At 72.9% G+C, this 15,689-nt stretch carries 16 protein-coding genes and 1 riboswitch; of the genes, 3 read left to right on the top strand and 13 right to left on the bottom strand.

The annotated features are described in order from the left end of the window. The first annotated feature begins 89 nt into the window (after positions 1 to 89). Together rpmG and ACWEMJ_RS03105 are read left to right on the top strand one after the other, a co-directional pair. Positions 90 to 254, top strand: a complete 165-nt coding sequence (gene rpmG, locus ACWEMJ_RS03110) for a 50S ribosomal protein L33 (RefSeq protein ID WP_100585102.1) — start codon at positions 90 to 92, stop codon at positions 252 to 254. Positions 255 to 297: 43 nt separating this feature from the next. Continuing rightward, entirely contained in the window at positions 298 to 540 is a 243-nt protein-coding gene (locus ACWEMJ_RS03105) for a type B 50S ribosomal protein L31 (RefSeq protein ID WP_452135191.1), read from the top strand. A 50-nt stretch (positions 541 to 590) separates the two neighbouring features. Here the strand turns inward: ACWEMJ_RS03105 and ACWEMJ_RS03100 are convergent, their stop codons facing one another. Then, positions 591 to 1,169 carry a helix-turn-helix domain-containing protein gene (locus ACWEMJ_RS03100; RefSeq protein ID WP_452135190.1) on the bottom strand — a complete coding sequence of 193 codons (579 nt, stop codon included), beginning with the start codon at positions 1,167 to 1,169 and terminating at the stop codon, positions 591 to 593. Between the two features lie 116 nt (positions 1,170 to 1,285). Between ACWEMJ_RS03100 and ACWEMJ_RS03095 the strand changes: the two genes are divergently transcribed. Beyond that, entirely contained in the window at positions 1,286 to 2,131 is an 846-nt protein-coding gene (locus tag ACWEMJ_RS03095) for an EamA family transporter (protein ID WP_452135189.1), read from the top strand. 7 nt (positions 2,132 to 2,138) lie between these two features. Here the strand turns inward: ACWEMJ_RS03095 and ACWEMJ_RS03090 are convergent, their stop codons facing one another. From ACWEMJ_RS03090 to mltG (ACWEMJ_RS03035), 12 genes are all read right to left on the bottom strand, one after another. Continuing rightward, a complete protein-coding gene (locus ACWEMJ_RS03090; RefSeq protein ID WP_452135188.1) occupies positions 2,139 to 3,227 on the bottom strand; it encodes a HoxN/HupN/NixA family nickel/cobalt transporter in 1,089 nt (362 codons plus the stop codon). A 52-nt stretch (positions 3,228 to 3,279) separates the two neighbouring features. Next, positions 3,280 to 3,475, bottom strand: a riboswitch (cobalamin riboswitch). Between the two features lie 79 nt (positions 3,476 to 3,554). After that, positions 3,555 to 4,247, bottom strand: coding sequence for a DUF6445 family protein (locus ACWEMJ_RS03085; protein WP_452135187.1), 693 nt, complete (start codon positions 4,245 to 4,247; stop codon positions 3,555 to 3,557). Positions 4,248 to 4,334: 87 nt separating this feature from the next. After that, the gene (locus tag ACWEMJ_RS03080; protein ID WP_452135186.1) at positions 4,335 to 5,141 is read right to left on the bottom strand and encodes an Fpg/Nei family DNA glycosylase; all 807 of its coding nucleotides are present in this window, start codon (positions 5,139 to 5,141) and stop codon (positions 4,335 to 4,337) included. 1,041 nt (positions 5,142 to 6,182) lie between these two features. Then, entirely contained in the window at positions 6,183 to 7,043 is an 861-nt protein-coding gene (locus tag ACWEMJ_RS03075) for an AAA family ATPase (protein WP_452135185.1), read from the bottom strand. A gap of 74 nt (positions 7,044 to 7,117) precedes the next feature. Further along, positions 7,118 to 7,561 carry a type II 3-dehydroquinate dehydratase gene (gene aroQ, locus ACWEMJ_RS03070; RefSeq protein WP_452135184.1) on the bottom strand — a complete coding sequence of 148 codons (444 nt, stop codon included), beginning with the start codon at positions 7,559 to 7,561 and terminating at the stop codon, positions 7,118 to 7,120. Continuing rightward, positions 7,558 to 8,649, bottom strand: coding sequence for a 3-dehydroquinate synthase (aroB, locus tag ACWEMJ_RS03065; RefSeq protein ID WP_452135183.1), 1,092 nt, complete (start codon positions 8,647 to 8,649; stop codon positions 7,558 to 7,560). The genes aroQ and aroB overlap by 4 nt, the downstream gene beginning before the upstream one ends. Beyond that, positions 8,642 to 9,166, bottom strand: coding sequence for a shikimate kinase (locus ACWEMJ_RS03060; RefSeq protein WP_452135182.1), 525 nt, complete (start codon positions 9,164 to 9,166; stop codon positions 8,642 to 8,644). The genes aroB and ACWEMJ_RS03060 overlap by 8 nt, the downstream gene beginning before the upstream one ends. After that, positions 9,163 to 10,347 (bottom strand): chorismate synthase, encoded by a 1,185-nt coding sequence (gene aroC, locus ACWEMJ_RS03055; RefSeq protein ID WP_452135181.1) that lies wholly within the window; start codon positions 10,345 to 10,347, stop codon positions 9,163 to 9,165. Before aroC ends, ACWEMJ_RS03060 begins: the two co-directional genes overlap by 4 nt. Before the next feature lie 193 nt (positions 10,348 to 10,540). Then, positions 10,541 to 11,365, bottom strand: a complete 825-nt coding sequence (locus tag ACWEMJ_RS03050; RefSeq protein ID WP_452135180.1) for a shikimate dehydrogenase — start codon at positions 11,363 to 11,365, stop codon at positions 10,541 to 10,543. Between the two features lie 94 nt (positions 11,366 to 11,459). After that, the gene (locus ACWEMJ_RS03045) at positions 11,460 to 12,272 is read right to left on the bottom strand and encodes an ABC transporter ATP-binding protein (RefSeq protein WP_452135179.1); all 813 of its coding nucleotides are present in this window, start codon (positions 12,270 to 12,272) and stop codon (positions 11,460 to 11,462) included. 70 nt (positions 12,273 to 12,342) lie between these two features. After that, on the bottom strand, positions 12,343 to 14,298 hold the full coding sequence (mltG, locus tag ACWEMJ_RS03040; protein WP_452135178.1) for an endolytic transglycosylase MltG: 1,956 nt from the start codon (positions 14,296 to 14,298) through the stop codon (positions 12,343 to 12,345). Between the two features lie 110 nt (positions 14,299 to 14,408). Continuing rightward, positions 14,409 to 15,602 carry an endolytic transglycosylase MltG gene (gene mltG, locus ACWEMJ_RS03035; RefSeq protein WP_452135177.1) on the bottom strand — a complete coding sequence of 398 codons (1,194 nt, stop codon included), beginning with the start codon at positions 15,600 to 15,602 and terminating at the stop codon, positions 14,409 to 14,411. Positions 15,603 to 15,689 lie beyond the last annotated feature (87 nt).

The raw sequence follows: 15,689 nt of genomic DNA, 5'->3' as shown, positions 1-15,689 counted from the left end.
GGGCCCGATCGGTGGCGGGAATGCGGCGGGGCGGGCCCGTGTTGTGGCCACATGAAAACGGCAATCGTTGCCGGGAGTGGAGGTTCGAGATGGCACGCAGCGAACTGAGGCCAGTGATCACCCTCCGGTCGACCGCGGGCACCGGCTTCAGCTACGTGACCCGCAAGAACCGGCGGACCAACCCCGACCGGATCGTGCTGCGCAAGTTCGACCCGGTGGCCGGGCGGCACGTGGAGTTCCGCGAGACCCGCTGACCGTCCGATTCGTCCCGTTCGAGGCATCCAGGAGGAGGAGCAGATGAAGCAGGGAGTGCACCCCGAGTACCGTCCGGTGGTTTTCCGGGACAAGACGGGCGGCCTGTCGTTCCTGACCAGGTCCACCGCGACGAGCGGGCGGACGGTCGAGTGGACGGACGGGCGGGAGTACCCGGTGGTGGATGTGGAGACGTCCTCCGCGAGCCACCCGTTCTACACCGGCAAGGCCCGCCTGCTGGACACCGCGGGCCGGGTGGAGCTGTACCGGCGCAGGTACGGCCTCTGACAGGCATGCGCCGAAGGGCCCCGGGAGCCTCCCGGGGCCCTTCGGCGTGCTCACTTGCCGGGCGGCGGCGGGACGGACACCACCAGGGTGAGCCGGCAGTCGGTGTCGCCCTCGTTGCGGTAGCCGTGGGCGGCGGCGGCCTCGTAGGAGGCGGTGCTGCCGGCCGGGACGCGGTGGGTGCGGCCGTCCAGCAGCAGGGTGAGTTCGCCCTCGTCGACCCGGGCGATCTCCACGGTGCCGGGCGGGTGCGGGTCGGAGGCGTGCTGCTCGCCGGGGCGCAGGTGCCAACTCCACAGCTCCAGCGGGCCGGGGGCCTCGATGCCGTTCAGCAGGACGCCGCTGCCGCCGTCCGGGCCGGCCCACAGCCGCACGGCCTCCTCGGCAGGGACGATCCGCACCACCGAGGTCTCGTCGTAGTCGAGCAGCCGGGCGATCGAGACGCCGAGCGCGTCGGCGAGGCGGACCACGGTGCCGACGGACGGGTTGGTGCGGGCCTGCTCGATCTGGACCACCATGCCGCGGCTGACGCCCGAGCGGGCCGCGAGGGCGTCCAGGGTGTGGCCGCGGTCGGTGCGCAGCCGTTTGAGGTTGCGGGCGAGGGCCTGGGTGACGACGTCGGGTTCCGGCACGCTTGAGTCCAATATTTTAGTTGGGGCGGTTCATTCGGTTGAACTATGCTGCGACCGCTCGACAGATCCACCGACTGTACTGCGGAGTCCACCATGCTGACCCCTCCCGCGCTCTCGTGAGCGCCGCCCTCGCCCTGTTCGCCAGCCTGCTGTGGGGCGTCGCCGACTACGGCGGCGGCGCGATCACCCGCCGGCTTCCCGCACTCGGCGTCGTGGTGCTCTCGCAGACCGCCGCCGCCCTGGTGCTGACCGTCGCCGTCACCGCCACCGGCGGCTGGTCGGACGCCGGGCCCGCGCTCTGGTACGCCGTCGCGGCCGGGGTGATCGGGCCGGTGGCGCTGCTCGCCTTCTACCGGGCGCTGGCGCTCGGGCCGATGGGCGTGGTCTCGCCGCTGGCCACCGTCGGCGTGCTGGTGCCGATCGGCGTCGGCCTGTTCCTCGGCGAACGGCCGGGCGCCGTCCAGGCGTTGGGCATCCTGGTGGCGATCGCCGGGGTGGCGCTGGCGGGCGGCCCGCAGCGCGGCGGGCCGGCCGTCGGCCGCCGGGTCCTGATGCTCACGCTGTCCGCCGCGTTCGCGTTCGGCGCGGTGCTCGCACTGATCGGGCACGCGAGCGCCGGCGGCGGCCTGCTGCTGATGCTGTGCGTCCAGCGGCTCACCAACGCCGTGGTCGGCATCGGCATGCTGGCCGCCGCCGCCCGCCGCGAGCCCCTCGACCTGCGCGGCGCCGCCCGCTCGCTGCCCGCGCTGACCGCCGTCGGCGTCGCCGACGTCGCCGCGAACGGCATGTACGCCGCCGCCACGCACCGGGGCTCGGTCGCCGTGGCGGCCGTGCTGGCCTCGCTCTACCCGGTGGTGACGGCGCTGATGGCGCGCGGCCTGCTCAAGGAGCGGCTGCTGCGCGTCCAGGTGGTCGGGGCCGGCCTGGCAGTGGCCGGCACCCTGATCCTGGCGGCAGGTTGACGGAGCGTCAGGACGCCCCGGCGAAGGCCCTGGAGCGCCGGGCGATCCGCCAGTAGCCGATCGCCGCCGCCCACACCACCACGAACAGGCCGACGATCACGAAGCCCACGTTGTCCAGGCCGAGTCCGGCGATCCAACTGGACACCGGGTCGTCGAGGTCGAACTTGTCGTGCAGCACCGCGACCAGCTCGATGGTGCCGATCACGAAGGCCACCGCGATCGACAGCCCCGTGATGGTCAGGTTGTAGTACACCTTGCGGACGGGGTTGGAGAACGCCCACTGGTAGGCGAAGTTCATGAACGTGCCGTCCAGCGTGTCGAACAGGCTCATCCCGGCCGCGAACAGCAGCGGCAGGCAGACGATCGCGTACCAGGGCAGGCCGGAGGCCGCGCCGGAGCCCGCCATCACCATCAGCGTGACCTCGGTGGCGGTGTCGAAGCCCAGCCCCAGCACCATCCCGACCGGGAACATCTGGCCGGGCCGGGTGATCGACCGGGTCGCCCGGCCCAGCACCCGGGCCAGGAAGCCCCGGGAGTTCAGGTGCTTCTCCAGCTCGGCCTCGTCGAACTGGCCGGCCCGCATCGCCCGGAACACCCGCAGGATGCCCAGCAGCGCCACCAGGTTGAGCGCCGCGATCAGGTAGAGGAACGCGCCCGAGGCGGTGGTGCCGATGGTGCCCAGCACCTGGTGGGTGGTCGAGTCCTCGTCCATCAGGGTGCCCGCCAGCGCGGCGCCGCCGGCCACCAGCGCCGCCATGATCACCACCATCGAGGAGTGCCCGAGGGCGAACCAGAAGCCCACCGAGACCGGTCGGCGGCCGTCCGCCATCAGCTTGCGGGTGGTGTTGTCGATCACCGCGATGTGGTCGGCGTCGAAGGCGTGCCGCATGCCCAGGGTGTACGCCGTCACACCCAGGCCGACACCGAACACCTGGGTGCCGACCTGGTACTTCTCCGGCACCACCAGCAGCAGCAGCGTCCCGAACGCCACCACGTGCAGGGCCAGGATCACCGCCATCAGGCCGGCGGTGCGCAAGGTGTCCTCGCGCCGCCAGCGGAAGGAAGGCAAAGGGGAGCCCGGGACGTTTCCGGGCATGGTCGAATCGGACGCGGTCATCCGCGCATCACGCTCCAGCACCTCGTGGATCACTTCGTGAGATGCCGTGGCCGGTCTCCTGGCTGACGGGGTGTTCGGCGTCGGCGCCCGGCCTTCCCGGCCGCGAGCGGCCAGTGGCACGAGGTGGGAGCCGACGACTCCCCGATCACAGTGGCGAGGGCCGCTCCGGACTCCTGTGACGAGCACAGTGCACCGGCTTCCCGAACACCACGGCCCGCCCACCGTAGAGGCGCTCCCCCCGCAGCGGCAAGACGGCGCCGTCACCCAGGTGTCGAAGATCACCCCGCCCGGCGGGCCGACCGACCGTCAGGCCATCCAGAAGAACACGCAGGTCATCCGCTTCTCCTCCAGCGTGGCGCCGTAGTACTCGGTGGCGGTGTGCATCAGGTTCGCGGTGTACAGCAGCAGCCGGTTGTAGCGGTGCGGCACGGCCAGGTCCTCGGTGAACGAGTCTGGCGGGACGAAGCGGGTGCCCAGCGCGTCCACCAGGTTGTTGTGCGGGGCGACCACGCTGTTCCCGCCGAGCCGGCCGCCCGGCAGGCTCTGCCGGTAGAAGCTCGTCCCGCAGCGCTTCGGCACGTTCGGGTTCAGGTACAGCACGGCCGCGTACCGGCACAGCGCACGCGAATCGGTGTGCGGACGCGGCTCGCACTCCCCCGCGCCCACCACCTGCACGCAGTTGTGGTTGAACGTCCCGCCCTCGGCCTCGCCCAGCGCCCACACCCGGGGCACCCCGACAGTCTCCCGCACCAGCTTCTCGACGTGCGCCAGCTCCTCCGGCTCCAGCCCGGGCATCGCCCGCAGCCCCGGCCACGACTCCGGCTTGTGCGGGTACCCCTCGTCCCAGTCGCCCCGGGCCAGGTGCCGGGCCCGCACCGCGTCCGGATCGGGCAGCACGTCGTCCAGCACCCAGTAGTCGCGCCCCCTGGTGGGCTTGCGGTACGGCAGAACAGGAAGAGCCGGGGCCGGACGCGCCCCCCGGAACGGTTGAACGGGCATGACCCCGACAATAAGAGCGCGCCCCGGGGCCCTCGCCCAAACCCCGGTCAATCTTCCGTCAAGGCTTCGCCACTCGGTGACGCAGCGTCATGACTGCTGGCAGCGCGGGCACCAGAACAGGTTCCGGGACGCCAACTCCTCCGTCCGCACCGGGGTTTCGCACACCAGGCACGGCTGGTCCTGCCGCCGGTACACGTACACCTCGCCGCCGTGGTCGTCCACCCGCGGCGGCCGCCCCATCGCCTCCGGCGTGTGCTCCGGGCGGACGGTGTCGATCCGGCCGGCGTCCACACCGTCGTGCATCAGCGCCACCAGATCCGCCCAGATCGCGTCCCACTCGGCCCGGCTCAGATCCCGGCCGGCCCGGTGCGGACTGATCCCCAGCCGGAACAGCACCTCCGCCCGGTACACGTTGCCGACGCCCGCCAGGATCTTCTGATCCATCAGCAGCGCCGCGACCGTCGTCCCGCTCCGCGAGATCCGCTGCCACGCGGCGTCCCCCGACTCCCCCGCCCGCAACGGATCCGGCCCCAGCCGCCGGTGCAGCGCCGCCTTCTCCCCCGGCGTCAACACCTCGCACGCCGTCGGCCCCCGCAGATCCGCGAACCCCTCCTCGTTCGCCATCCGCAACCGCACCTGCCCCACCGGCTCCGGGGCCTCCCCCACCCCGAACTCGTACTTCCCGTACAACCCCAGGTGCACATGCAGCCAGTCGTCCCCGAACCCCAGGAACAGATGCTTCCCGTGCGCCTCCGCCCCCTCCAACACCCGCCCGTCCAACAACGCGGCCCCCTCCCCGAACCGCCCCTGCGGACTCGAAACCCGCACCACCCGCCCCCCGAACAACTCCCCGTTCATCCGCGCCAACCGATGCACCACATGCCCCTCAGGCACCCCACACCACCTCCACCATCGACCCCGTCCAACACCCCCATTCTCCCAACCCCCACCGACACCCAGCCCCGCCCACCGCAGCAACAAGCGGCTCGGCCGGTCCGGACCTCCGGCCGCCATACCTCACCACCAGCTCAGCCGAGCCCCCCGCCGCCGAAAGCCCGCACAGCGGGTTGCCGGGCCCGACGGAAGCAGACGCAGCGAACCTCACACGGCGGAAAGCCAGCGCGCCCGAGCCCCGCGCAACGAAGCGCCGGGCCGCTGCCAAACCCACCCACCCGAAGCCCGCGCAGCGGCAAACCCCGCCCCACGGAGGGCCAAACCGCAGCCAAACCGCGTAACCACAGGCCAACACAACCGAGCCCGCGCAGCGAACAGCGGGCACGGCCTGCCCTCCCCGCCAAAGCCCGCGCAGCGGCAAGCCCCCGCCCGACCGAAAGCAGACGCAGCCACGCCCCGCGCAGCGGACAACACGCCCGGCCGACCCCTTTCGCCGAAGACCGGGCAACGAACCGCCGGCGCAGCCAAGCTCCGCGCAGCAGGCCCCCGCCCGACAGACAGCGGACGCAGCCAAGCCCCGCCCCACGAAGGGCAGGCATAGCCACGCCCCGCGCAGCGACGCGCCGGCGCAGCCGAGCTCCGCGCAGCGGTAAGCCCCCGCCCGACGAACAGCAGACGCAGCCAAGCCCCGCACAGCGGACAGCAGGCCCAGCCGACCCCTTTCGCCGAAGGCCCGCGCAGCGACGCGCCGGCGCAGCCGAGCTCCGCGCAGCGGTAAGCCCCCGCCCGACGAACAGCAGACGCAGCCACGCGCCGCACAGCGGACAGCAGGCCCAGCCGGCCCCTCCCGTCCCAAAGCCCGCGCAGCGACGCGCCGGCGCAGCCGAGCCCCGCGCAGCGGCAAACCCCGCCCAAGGGACAGCAGACGCAGCCGACCCCTCCCGCCCAAGCCCCGCGCAGCGGCAAGCAGGCCCAGCCGCCCCCTCCCGCCCCAGCCCCGCGCAGCGGGTGGTGGAACGTTACGGCGGGTGCCCGGAGGGGTCAGCGCTGGTGGAGGCGGGTGAGGATGGCCTGGTCGAGGGCGGCGGCGGTTTCGGGGACGGTGAGGTTGGAGTTGTCGATGATGGGGAGGCCGGAGGTGCGCCAGCCGGCCATGCGGCCGTGGATGCGGGCGACTTCGTCGTCGGAGAGGCGCCGGTTGCCGGAGCGTTCGGCGTTGCGGGCCAGGACGCGGTCGAGGCCGGGGAGGAGGACGACGGGGATCATGCCGGGCCCGATGTGGCGTTTCCAGCCGCCGAGGCCGATCGCGGGGCGGTCGGGGAAGACGGCGTCGTCGATGATGCAGGAGATGCCGTTGGCGAGGTAGTTGCGGCAGGCGAAGCCGCAGGTGCGCCGGGCGAGCCGGTACTGGGCCTCGGAGGCGGTGTTCCAGCCGGACTGCGGGTTGGCGAAGCCGGCCTGGACCCATTCGCGGACGTCGTCGAGGCTGATGTGCGCGGTGGGGGTGGGTCGGCGTTCGGCCCAGTGCCGGGCGACGGTGGTCTTGCCGGCGCCGGCGGGGCCGATCAGCAGGACGGCGATCGGGCCGACCGGCAGCGGTGCGGGTTGTGCGGGCATCGGCGGTGGCACGGCGGGGAGTTGGGGGAGCTGGACGGTGCCGCCGGCGGGCAGCAGGAAGTGCCCGGTGCCGCCGGGCGCGACGGCCTTGAGCGGGACGGTCGGCCGGTCGGGCCGGCCCGGGGTCGGGCCGACGGTGGGAATGGCCTGGGTGGCGGCGGGCAGCGCCGGTGCGGGGTACGGCTGTTGAGGGGCCGTCGGATACGGCGGCGTGCCCGGGCGGGGCGGCACCTGGCCCCCCGGCACCCGGCCCCCCGGCTGGTGGCTCTGCGCGTACTGGCTCACCGTCACCTCCCTGCGCCGAATGTACACGTCGGCCCGGTGGCGGGCACAAGTCCGCCACCGGGCCCGGGTGGTGCTCAGCGGGTGGTGAGCTGTTCGGCGAGGGCCCGCAGGGCGAGCTCGTAGGAGCCGAGGCCGAAGCCCGCGATGGTGCCGGAGGCGACCGCGGCGATCACCGAGGTGTGCCGGAAGGTCTCGCGGGTGTACGGGTTGGAGATGTGCACCTCGATGAGGGGTGCGGTGCGCTGCGCGGCGGCGTCCCGCATCGCGTACGAGTAGTGGGTGAACGCGCCGGGGTTGATCACCACCGGGGTCTTGGCGTCGGCCGCCTCGTGCAGCCAACCCACCATCTCCGCCTCGGAGTTGGTCTCCCGCACCGAGACGTCCAGGCCCAGTTCGAGCCCCAGGGCGGTGCACCGCGCGACCAGGCCCGCGTACGAGGTGGACCCGTACACGTCGGGTTCGCGGGAGCCGAGCCGCCCCAGGTTGGGCCCGTTCAGCACCAGCACGGGGACGGTCATCCGGTGACCTCCGCGTACGCCGCGACCAGCAGCGACGGGTCGGGGCCCTCCAGGACGGAGGTCTTGGCGAGGCCGTCGAGGACGATGAAGCGCAGCAGGTCGCCGCGCGACTTCTTGTCGATCTTCATGGCGTCCAGCAGCTTCGGCCAGGCGTCCGCCCGGTAGCTGAGCGGCAGGCCGACGGAGGCCAGCACGGTGCGGTGCCGGTCGGCGGTGGCGTCGTCCAACCGCCCGGCGAGGCGGCCGAGTTCGGCGGCGAAGACCATGCCGATGGAGATCGCCGCGCCGTGCCGCCACTTGTAGCGCTCGTTGCGTTCGATGGCGTGGCCGAGGGTGTGGCCGTAGTTGAGGATCTCCCGGCGGCCGGACTCCTTGAGGTCGCCGGAGACCACGTCGGCCTTGACCTGGATGGCGCGGCGGATGAGTTCCAGGGTGTGCGGCCCGGCGGGCGTGGTGGCGGCCGCGGGGTCCTGTTCGATCAGGTCGAGGATGACCGGGTCGGCGATGAAGCCCGCCTTGATCACCTCGGCCAGGCCGGAGACGTAGTCGTGCTTGCCGAGGGTCTCCAGGGTGCCGAGGTCGGCCAGCACGCCCGCGGGCGGGTGGAAGGCGCCGACCATGTTCTTGCCCTCGGCGATGTTGATGCCGGTCTTGCCGCCGACGGCGGCGTCCACCATGCCGAGCAGCGTGGTGGGCACCGAGATCCAGCGGACGCCGCGCAGCCAGGTGGCGGCGACGAAGCCGGCCAGGTCGGTGGTCGACCCGCCGCCCAGGCCGACGATCACGTCGCTGCGGGTGAAGCCGGTCTGGCCGAGCACCGACCAGCAGTACGCGGCGACCTCGGCGCTCTTGGCGTCCTCGGCGTTCGGGACCTGCAGGACGATCGCCTCGTAGCCCTGCTCGGCCAGGTCCTCGCGGATCGCCTCGCCGGTGGCCTCCAGCGCCTCCGGGTGGATGACCGCCACCCGCTTGGCCTTCGGGCCGATCAGCGGGGCGAGTTCGCCGAGCAGCTGGTGCCCGATCAGCACCTCGTACGGGTCGTGGCCGTCGCTGCCAGCGACCTGAATCCGGACGATCTGGTCAGTCATGAGGGTTCTTCAGCTCCAGTGCTTCGAGTACGGCGTCGGCGACCTGCTCGGGGGTGCGGTCCTGGGTGTCGACCACGGCGGTGGCGACCTCCAGGTACAGCGGGCGGCGGGCCTCCATCAGCTCGCGCCAGCGCGCGCGGGGGTTGACGGCGAGCAGCGGGCGGGGGGCGTCCAGGCCGACCCGCTTGACCGCGTCGGCGAGCGCCACTTCCAGGAACACCACGGGCAGCGGGGCGAGCACCTCGCGGGTGGCGGGGGCCATCACGGCCCCGCCGCCGAGCGCGAGCACGCCGGAGAAGTCCGCGGCGGCGGCCGCCACTGCCTCGCGTTCCAGCTGCCGGAAGTGCGGCTCGCCCTCGTCCACGAAGATCTCCGGGATGGGCTTGCCGGCCGTCCGCTCGATGTCCTCGTCGGTGTCGCGGAACGGCAGGCCGAGCCGTTCGGCGAGGACCCGCCCGACCGTGGACTTGCCACTGCCGGGCGGGCCGACCAGCACCACCACGGGGGCGGTGCTCATCGGACGATCAGGTTGTCGAGGTACGACTGCACGTTGCGGCGGGTCTCGGAGACGTTGTCGCCGCCGAACTTCTCCGCCACCGCGTCGGCCAGCACCAGCGCCACCATCGCCTCCGCGACGATGCCGGCCGCCGGGACGGCGCACACGTCGGAACGCTGGTGGTGCGCCTTCGCGGGCTCGCCGGTGCGCACGTCCAGCGTCTGCAGGGCGCGCGGGACGGTCGCGATCGGCTTCATCGCGGCACGCACCCGCAGCAGCTCGCCGGTGGACAGGCCGCCCTCGGTGCCGCCGGAGCGGCCGGTGGCGCGCTTGACGCCCTCGGGGGTCGGCAGGATCTCGTCGTGCGCCTGGGAGCCGGGGATCCGGGCCAGCTCGAAGCCGTCGCCGACCTCGACGCCCTTGATCGCCTGGATGCCCATCAGCGCGGCGGCCAGCCGGGCGTCCAGCCGGCGGTCCCAGTGCACGTGCGAGCCGAGGCCGACCGGCACCCCGTACGCCAGCACCTCGACGACGCCGCCCAGGGTGTCGCCGTCCTTGTGGGCCTGGTCGATCTCGGCGACCATCGCCTTCGACGCGTCGGCGTCCAGGCAGCGCACCGGGTCCTCGTCGAGCCGGGCCTCGTCGGCGGGCAGCGGCAGCACGCCGGCCGGGGCCTTGGCCGCGGCCAGCTCCACCACGTGACTGACGATCTCGATGCCGCAGGTCTCCTTCAGGTAGGAGCGGGCGACCGCGCCGAGCGCGACCCGGGCCGCGGTCTCCCGGGCGCTGGCGCGCTCCAGGATCGGCCGGGCCTCCTCGATCGAGTACTTCTGCATGCCCGCCAGGTCGGCGTGGCCGGGGCGGGGCCGGGTCAGCGGCTCGTTGCGGGCCAGGCCCGCGAGCACCTCGGGGTCGACCGGGTCGGCCGACATGACCTGCTCCCACTTCGGCCACTCGGTGTTGCCGACCATGATCGCCACCGGCGAGCCCATGGTCGCACCGTGCCGGACACCGCCGAGGAAGGTCACCTCGTCCTGCTCGAACTTCATCCGCGCGCCGCGACCATAGCCGAGCCGCCGGCGGGCCAGCGCGTCGGCCACCATGGCAGTGGTGACCGGCACTCCGGCCGGCAGGCCCTCCAGCGTCGCGACCAGAGCGGGGCCGTGCGACTCCCCCGCCGTCAGCCAGCGCAAGCTACCCACCGAAAAGCTCCTTCGTCAGCGGCCCGCACGCCGTGAACGGCGACCGGTCCGGCGTCTCGTCCTGCCTCCGCTGCGGAGCGCGGCGGGGCAAGCACCGATCCTTTCACGTCCGGGCCGCCGCCGGGGGCCCGGTCCGCGTAGCGGACAGTGAACGTCCGCCGACCCGGACCGGCCGCACCGGTAAAACCGCAGTTCAGGACGGCAGGGCCGCTTCGCCCGCCGCCCGCATCGCCGCCAGCGGCCCCCGCTCGACGCCGGTGAAGCGCTCGAACTGGAGCACCGCCTGGTGCACCAGCAGGTCCAGCCCGCCGAGCACGGTGCCGCCGCGCTCCAGGCAGACGGCGGCCAGCGCCGTCGGCCACGGGTGGTACAGCACGTCGAACAGCACCCCGGGCGTGCCGGTCAGCTGCGCCGCGAAAGCGTCGGTGGCGCCGACCGGCGTGGTGGAGACGGTCAGCGGCCCGGCCAGCGCCCGCGCGCCGTCCGCCCAGTCGGCGGTGCGCACCGCCAGCCCCAGCTTCTCCCCCAACTCCCGCATCTCCGCGGCCCGTTCGGCACTGCGCACGTACACCGTCAGCTCGCCGTCGCAGACCTGCCCGAGCGCGGCCAGCGCGGACGAGGCGGTGGCCCCGGCGCCCAGCACCGCCGCCGACTCCACCCGCTCGACGCCCCGCTCGCGCAGCGCGTTGACCAGCCCGGGGACGTCCGTGTTGTCGCCGTGCCGCCGCCCGTCCGGCCCGAACACCACCGTGTTGACGGCGTCCACGGCCCGCGCGGTGTCACTGACGGTGTCCAGCAGCGGCAGGACCGCCCGCTTCAACGGCATGGTCAGCGACAGGCCCGCCCACGCGGCGTCCAGCCCGCTGACGAACGCCTCCAGCCCCGCCTCGTCGATCTCGTACCGGTCGTAGCTCCACCCGTCCAGCCCGAGCGCGGCATAGCCGGCCCGGTGCAGGGCGGGCGAGAGCGAGTGGGCAATCGGCGAGCCGAGCACGGCGGCGCGGTGCGGGGTGGTCACGACACGGCCTTTCGGGACGGGGCGGGGGGACGGGGGTCCTCGGACGCGGAACCCGGCACCACCGTACCGGGCGCCGCCCGCCGGGCCGGGTGGGTCACACGGCGCCCCGGCGGGTGCGGGCGGTCCAGCGGCCCTCGCTGTGGCCGATCCGGATCGGGTGGCGGAAGCACTCCGAGACCAGCTCGGTGGTCAGCACCTCACCGGCCGGACCGGCGGCGGTGACCAGGCCGTCGCGCAGCAGCAGCGCGTGGCTGGTGGTCTCCGGCAGCTCCTCCAGGTGGTGGGTGACCAGCACCGACGCCACCTCCGGGAAGCGCCGGCGCAACTCGTCCAGACTCTCCAGCAGTTGCTCGCGCGCGGTCAGGTCCAGCCCCGTGGCGGGCTCGTCCAGCAGCAGCAGCCGCGGCTCGGGCATCAGCGCCCGGGCGATCAGCACCCGCCCGCGCTCCCCCTGCGAGAGCGTCGTCCAGGCGCTCTCGGCCCGGTGCCCGACGCCCAGCGCGTGGATCAACTCCTCGGCGTGGTCGAGCTGTTCGGCCGTCGGCTTGCGGAACGGATCCGGCTCGATCGACTGCGTCGTCCCGGTCAGCACCACCTGCCGCACCGTCAGCGGCGAGCGCAGCGGGTGCCGCGGATTCACGTGCCCCAGGTGCGCCCGCAACTCCCGCACGTCCACCCGCCCGAGCTGCCGCCCGAGCACCTTCACCGCCCCCGCCGTCGGATGCTGCACCGCCCCCAGCAACGACAGCAACGTGCTCTTCCCGGCCCCGTTCGCCCCGAGCACCGCCCAGTGCTCCCCGGCCCGAACGGTCAGCGACACATCCTTCAGCAAGTACCGCCCGTCACGCACCACGTCCACATGCGCGGCCTCCAACAGTGCGGTCCCGTCCGGCTGCAAGCTCTCCATCCACCTCACGCTACCCGCCGCCCCCACCCACCCCGCAAAGCCGTCCCGCCCACCGGACAGCGGGGGCGGGTCACTTGCAGACGACCTGCTTCGAGTCGTACTTCTTGCCCCGCGACAGGCACCAGGCCTCGGTGTTCTTCGCGTGCTCCTCACCGGTCACCGCGAACTTGGTCTCCGACGGCGAGACCGCCAGCCAGTACACCCAGTCGCCCGGGGTGGGGTTGAGGATCGCCCTGATCGCGTCCTCGCCCGGGTTGGAGATCGGGGTGGGCGGCAGGCCGGGGTTCATGTTGGTGTTGTACTTCAGCGAGCGGTCGTTGATCTCGTCGTAGGTCAGCTCCTTGCGACCCAACTGGTACTGGAGCGTGGTGTCCAGGCCGAGCTTGTGCCCGGTGACGTTGGTGGTCAGGCGGTTGGACATGGCCCGCGCCATCTTGCCGAAGTCGTGGTCGTTGTTGCCCTCGGCCTGCAGGATCGACGCCTCGATGATCACGTCGTAGCCGCTCTTCAACCCGACCTTCTGCGCGGCCTCGTCCAGCTTGAGCTCGTTGTAGCGCTGGACGGCGTTGCCCACCATCTGCTTGAGCAGGTCCTCGGGCTTCATTCCGTCGGTGATGGAGTACCGGGTCGGGTAGAGGAAGCCCTCGGGGTTGTTGTTGGCATAGGCCGGCAGGCCGAGGTTCCCGGCCTGGTCCTTGGCGACCTTCGCGGTGGCGCCCTTGTCGAGCTTCAGCTTCTCGTCGATCTTGTTGTAGATGTCGGCGGCCTTCATGCCCTCCGGCAGGATCAGCACGTTGCCGCCGTTGGACTCGACCAGCTCCTTGACGGCCGCCTCGCCGGACATCTCGTGCTTCATCGTGTAGATGCCGGGCTGGATGCCGCGCGCCTTCGGGTTCTTGTCGTACGCGACGGTGAAGGCCTTGACGCTCTTCACCACGCCGGCTTCCTTCAGCACCAGCCCGATGTCGCCGCCGACCGCGCCGGAGGCGACGGTGATGTTGACCGAGCCGTTGCCGTCGCCCTTGAAGTCCGCCGGCGGGCCGAAGCGCTGCTGGTACTGGCCGTAGCCCCACCAGCCGGCGCCGCCGACCGCGCCGAGCAGGACGAGGGCGACCACCAGGCAGGCGCCGCCGTTGCGGCGGCCGGACTTCTTGCCCTTCTCCTTGCGCTTGCGCTCGGCCTCGCGCGAGTTGTCCTGTTCGGAGAGGAACGAGCCCCGCTCCTCCTCCTCGGCGTACTCGTCCTCGGCCCACTGCTCGGCCTCGTCCACCCGCTCGTCCGGCTCGACCGCGTCACGCGCCGCCGCCCCCGGGTTGTCGAGCGCGGCGGCCTCCGCCTCCCAGTCGATCCCGTCCGGCCCGGGCCCGCCGGCCGGCGCGGGCTGCGGCCGGGCCGGCTGGGGCTGCACCGGCTGCTGCGGCACCCCCTGCTGAGCCATACCCGGCTGAACCATGCCCTGCTGCGGCACGCCCTGCGGCATCGCCTGCTGCGGCATGCCCTGCGGCATCGCCTGCTGCGGCATGCCCTGCGGTATCGGCTGCGCCATGCCCGGCTGGACGAACTGCTGCTGCCCGCCCTGGCTCGCGCCGCGCTGCTGCGGATACCCCTGCCCGCCGCCCATCGGCACCTGCTGCTGGGGCGGGAACCCCTGCTGAGGCACCCCCTGCTGCTGGCCGAACTGCTGCTGCGCGAACGGCTGCTGGCCGCCCTGCGTCATGCCCTGCGGCGGCATCGCCTGCTGCTGCGGGTAGCCCGGCTGTTGCTGCTGCTGGACGAAGCCCTGCTGCTGCGGATACCCCTGCCCGCCGCCCATCGGCATCTGCTGCTGGGGCGGGAACCCCTGCTGCGGCACCCCCTGCTGCGGCACGCCCTGCACCGGAACGCCCTGCTGCACGTACCCCTGCGGGTACTGCTGCGCGAACTCCTGCTGGCCGAACTCCTGCTGACCGTACTGCGGTTGCTGCTGCTCGCCGGGGAACCACGCCTGGTCGCCCTGGGCACCGTAGCGCCCGCTCTGATCAGTCATCGATCCCCTTACCGCGTCCAGGGTGTCCGTCGAACCGGCGTGCTAAAGACGCCCGTGCTGGGAGACGTTACCGTACCGCAGCGTAGCCAACGGGCGTCACTGCCTGTTGATCAGGGAGCGGAAGGTGAGGAGCCGGAGGCGGTCGGCGACGGGTTCTGTGCGCGGTGTGCGTTGAACTCGTCCACGTTCTTCCGTTGTTGGTCGGCGCTGTCGGTGAACCGGGTGTCGCCGGGTTGGACGGTCACGAAGTACAGCCAGTCACCGTCGGCGGGGTGGATCGCGGCGCGCAGCGCGTCCCGGCCGGGGTTGCCGATGGGGGTGGGCGGCAGGCCGGCGTGGGCGTAGGTGTTGAACGGGGAGTCGAGCTTGGTGTCGGCGACGGTGGTGGTGAGGGTGGAGCGGCCGAGCGCGTAGTTGATGGTGGAGTCGAGCTGGAGCGGCATGTTCTTCGCGAGCCGGTTGTAGACGACGCGCGCGACCTTGGCCATGTCCTCGGGGTTGTCGGCCTCGGCCTGGGCGAGGCTGGCGACGGCGAGCAGCCCGTACGGGGAGACGTTGTTCGCGGCGGCGGCGTCCGCGACGGCGCGGCCGTCGAGCTGGCCGGCGGCTTCCTTCACCATCTGCTGGAGCAGGGCGAGCGGGGTGGTGTCGCCGGTGACGGGATAGGTGGCGGGGAACAGGTAGCCCTCCAGGTGGCCGCCCGCGTCGGCGGGCAGGCCCAACTCGGCGAGGTGCTGTTCGGCGGCGGCCCTGGTGGTTCCGGCGGCGAGGCCGAGCCGGGTGTCGACGGCGGCGTAGATCTGGGTGGTGCGCCAGCCCTCGGGAATGGTCAGGGCGTTGGCGTTGGCGGGGTCGAGCAGGACGTTGAGCGCGGCGGTCGCCGACATCCGCTCCTTGAGGGTGTAGGTGCCGGGGTGGATCCGGTCGCCCGCGGGGCTCTTGGCTGCGGCCTCGGTGAACGCCCGGGTGGAGGCGATGACGTGCTTGGACGTCAGCGTCTTGCCGATCTGGGTGATGCTGGCGCCCTGCGCGACGGACACCTGGACCCGGCCGGTGCCGTTGCCGACGTAGTCGGGGGCGGGCTTCTTGCCCTCCGGCCAGACCAGGAACAGCGCGAGCGCGGCGGCGGCCAGCACCCCGAGCAGTCCGGCCACGCTGAGGCAGCAGGCCGCGCCGGTGCGCAGCCGGCCCGGGTCGGGCGGTTCGACGCCGTACGGGAGGCCGGGCGGGGCGGCGGCGGGTTCGAGCACGGGGGCGCCGAGGTGGCCGGGGGTCAGTCCGGGCGTGGTGTACGGGTCGGTCACGGCGGGCCTGCGTCGACACTCCGTCAGACGACGGCCCGGGCGCCCGGGTGCGATGTCGACCGTCGACGTGGCAAACAGGCAACCGTG

It is taken from the genome of Kitasatospora sp. NPDC004531 (assembly GCF_053602195.1).
The sequence above is the reverse complement of the archived record's forward strand: the minus strand, read 5'-3'. Positions and strand labels throughout refer to the sequence as shown.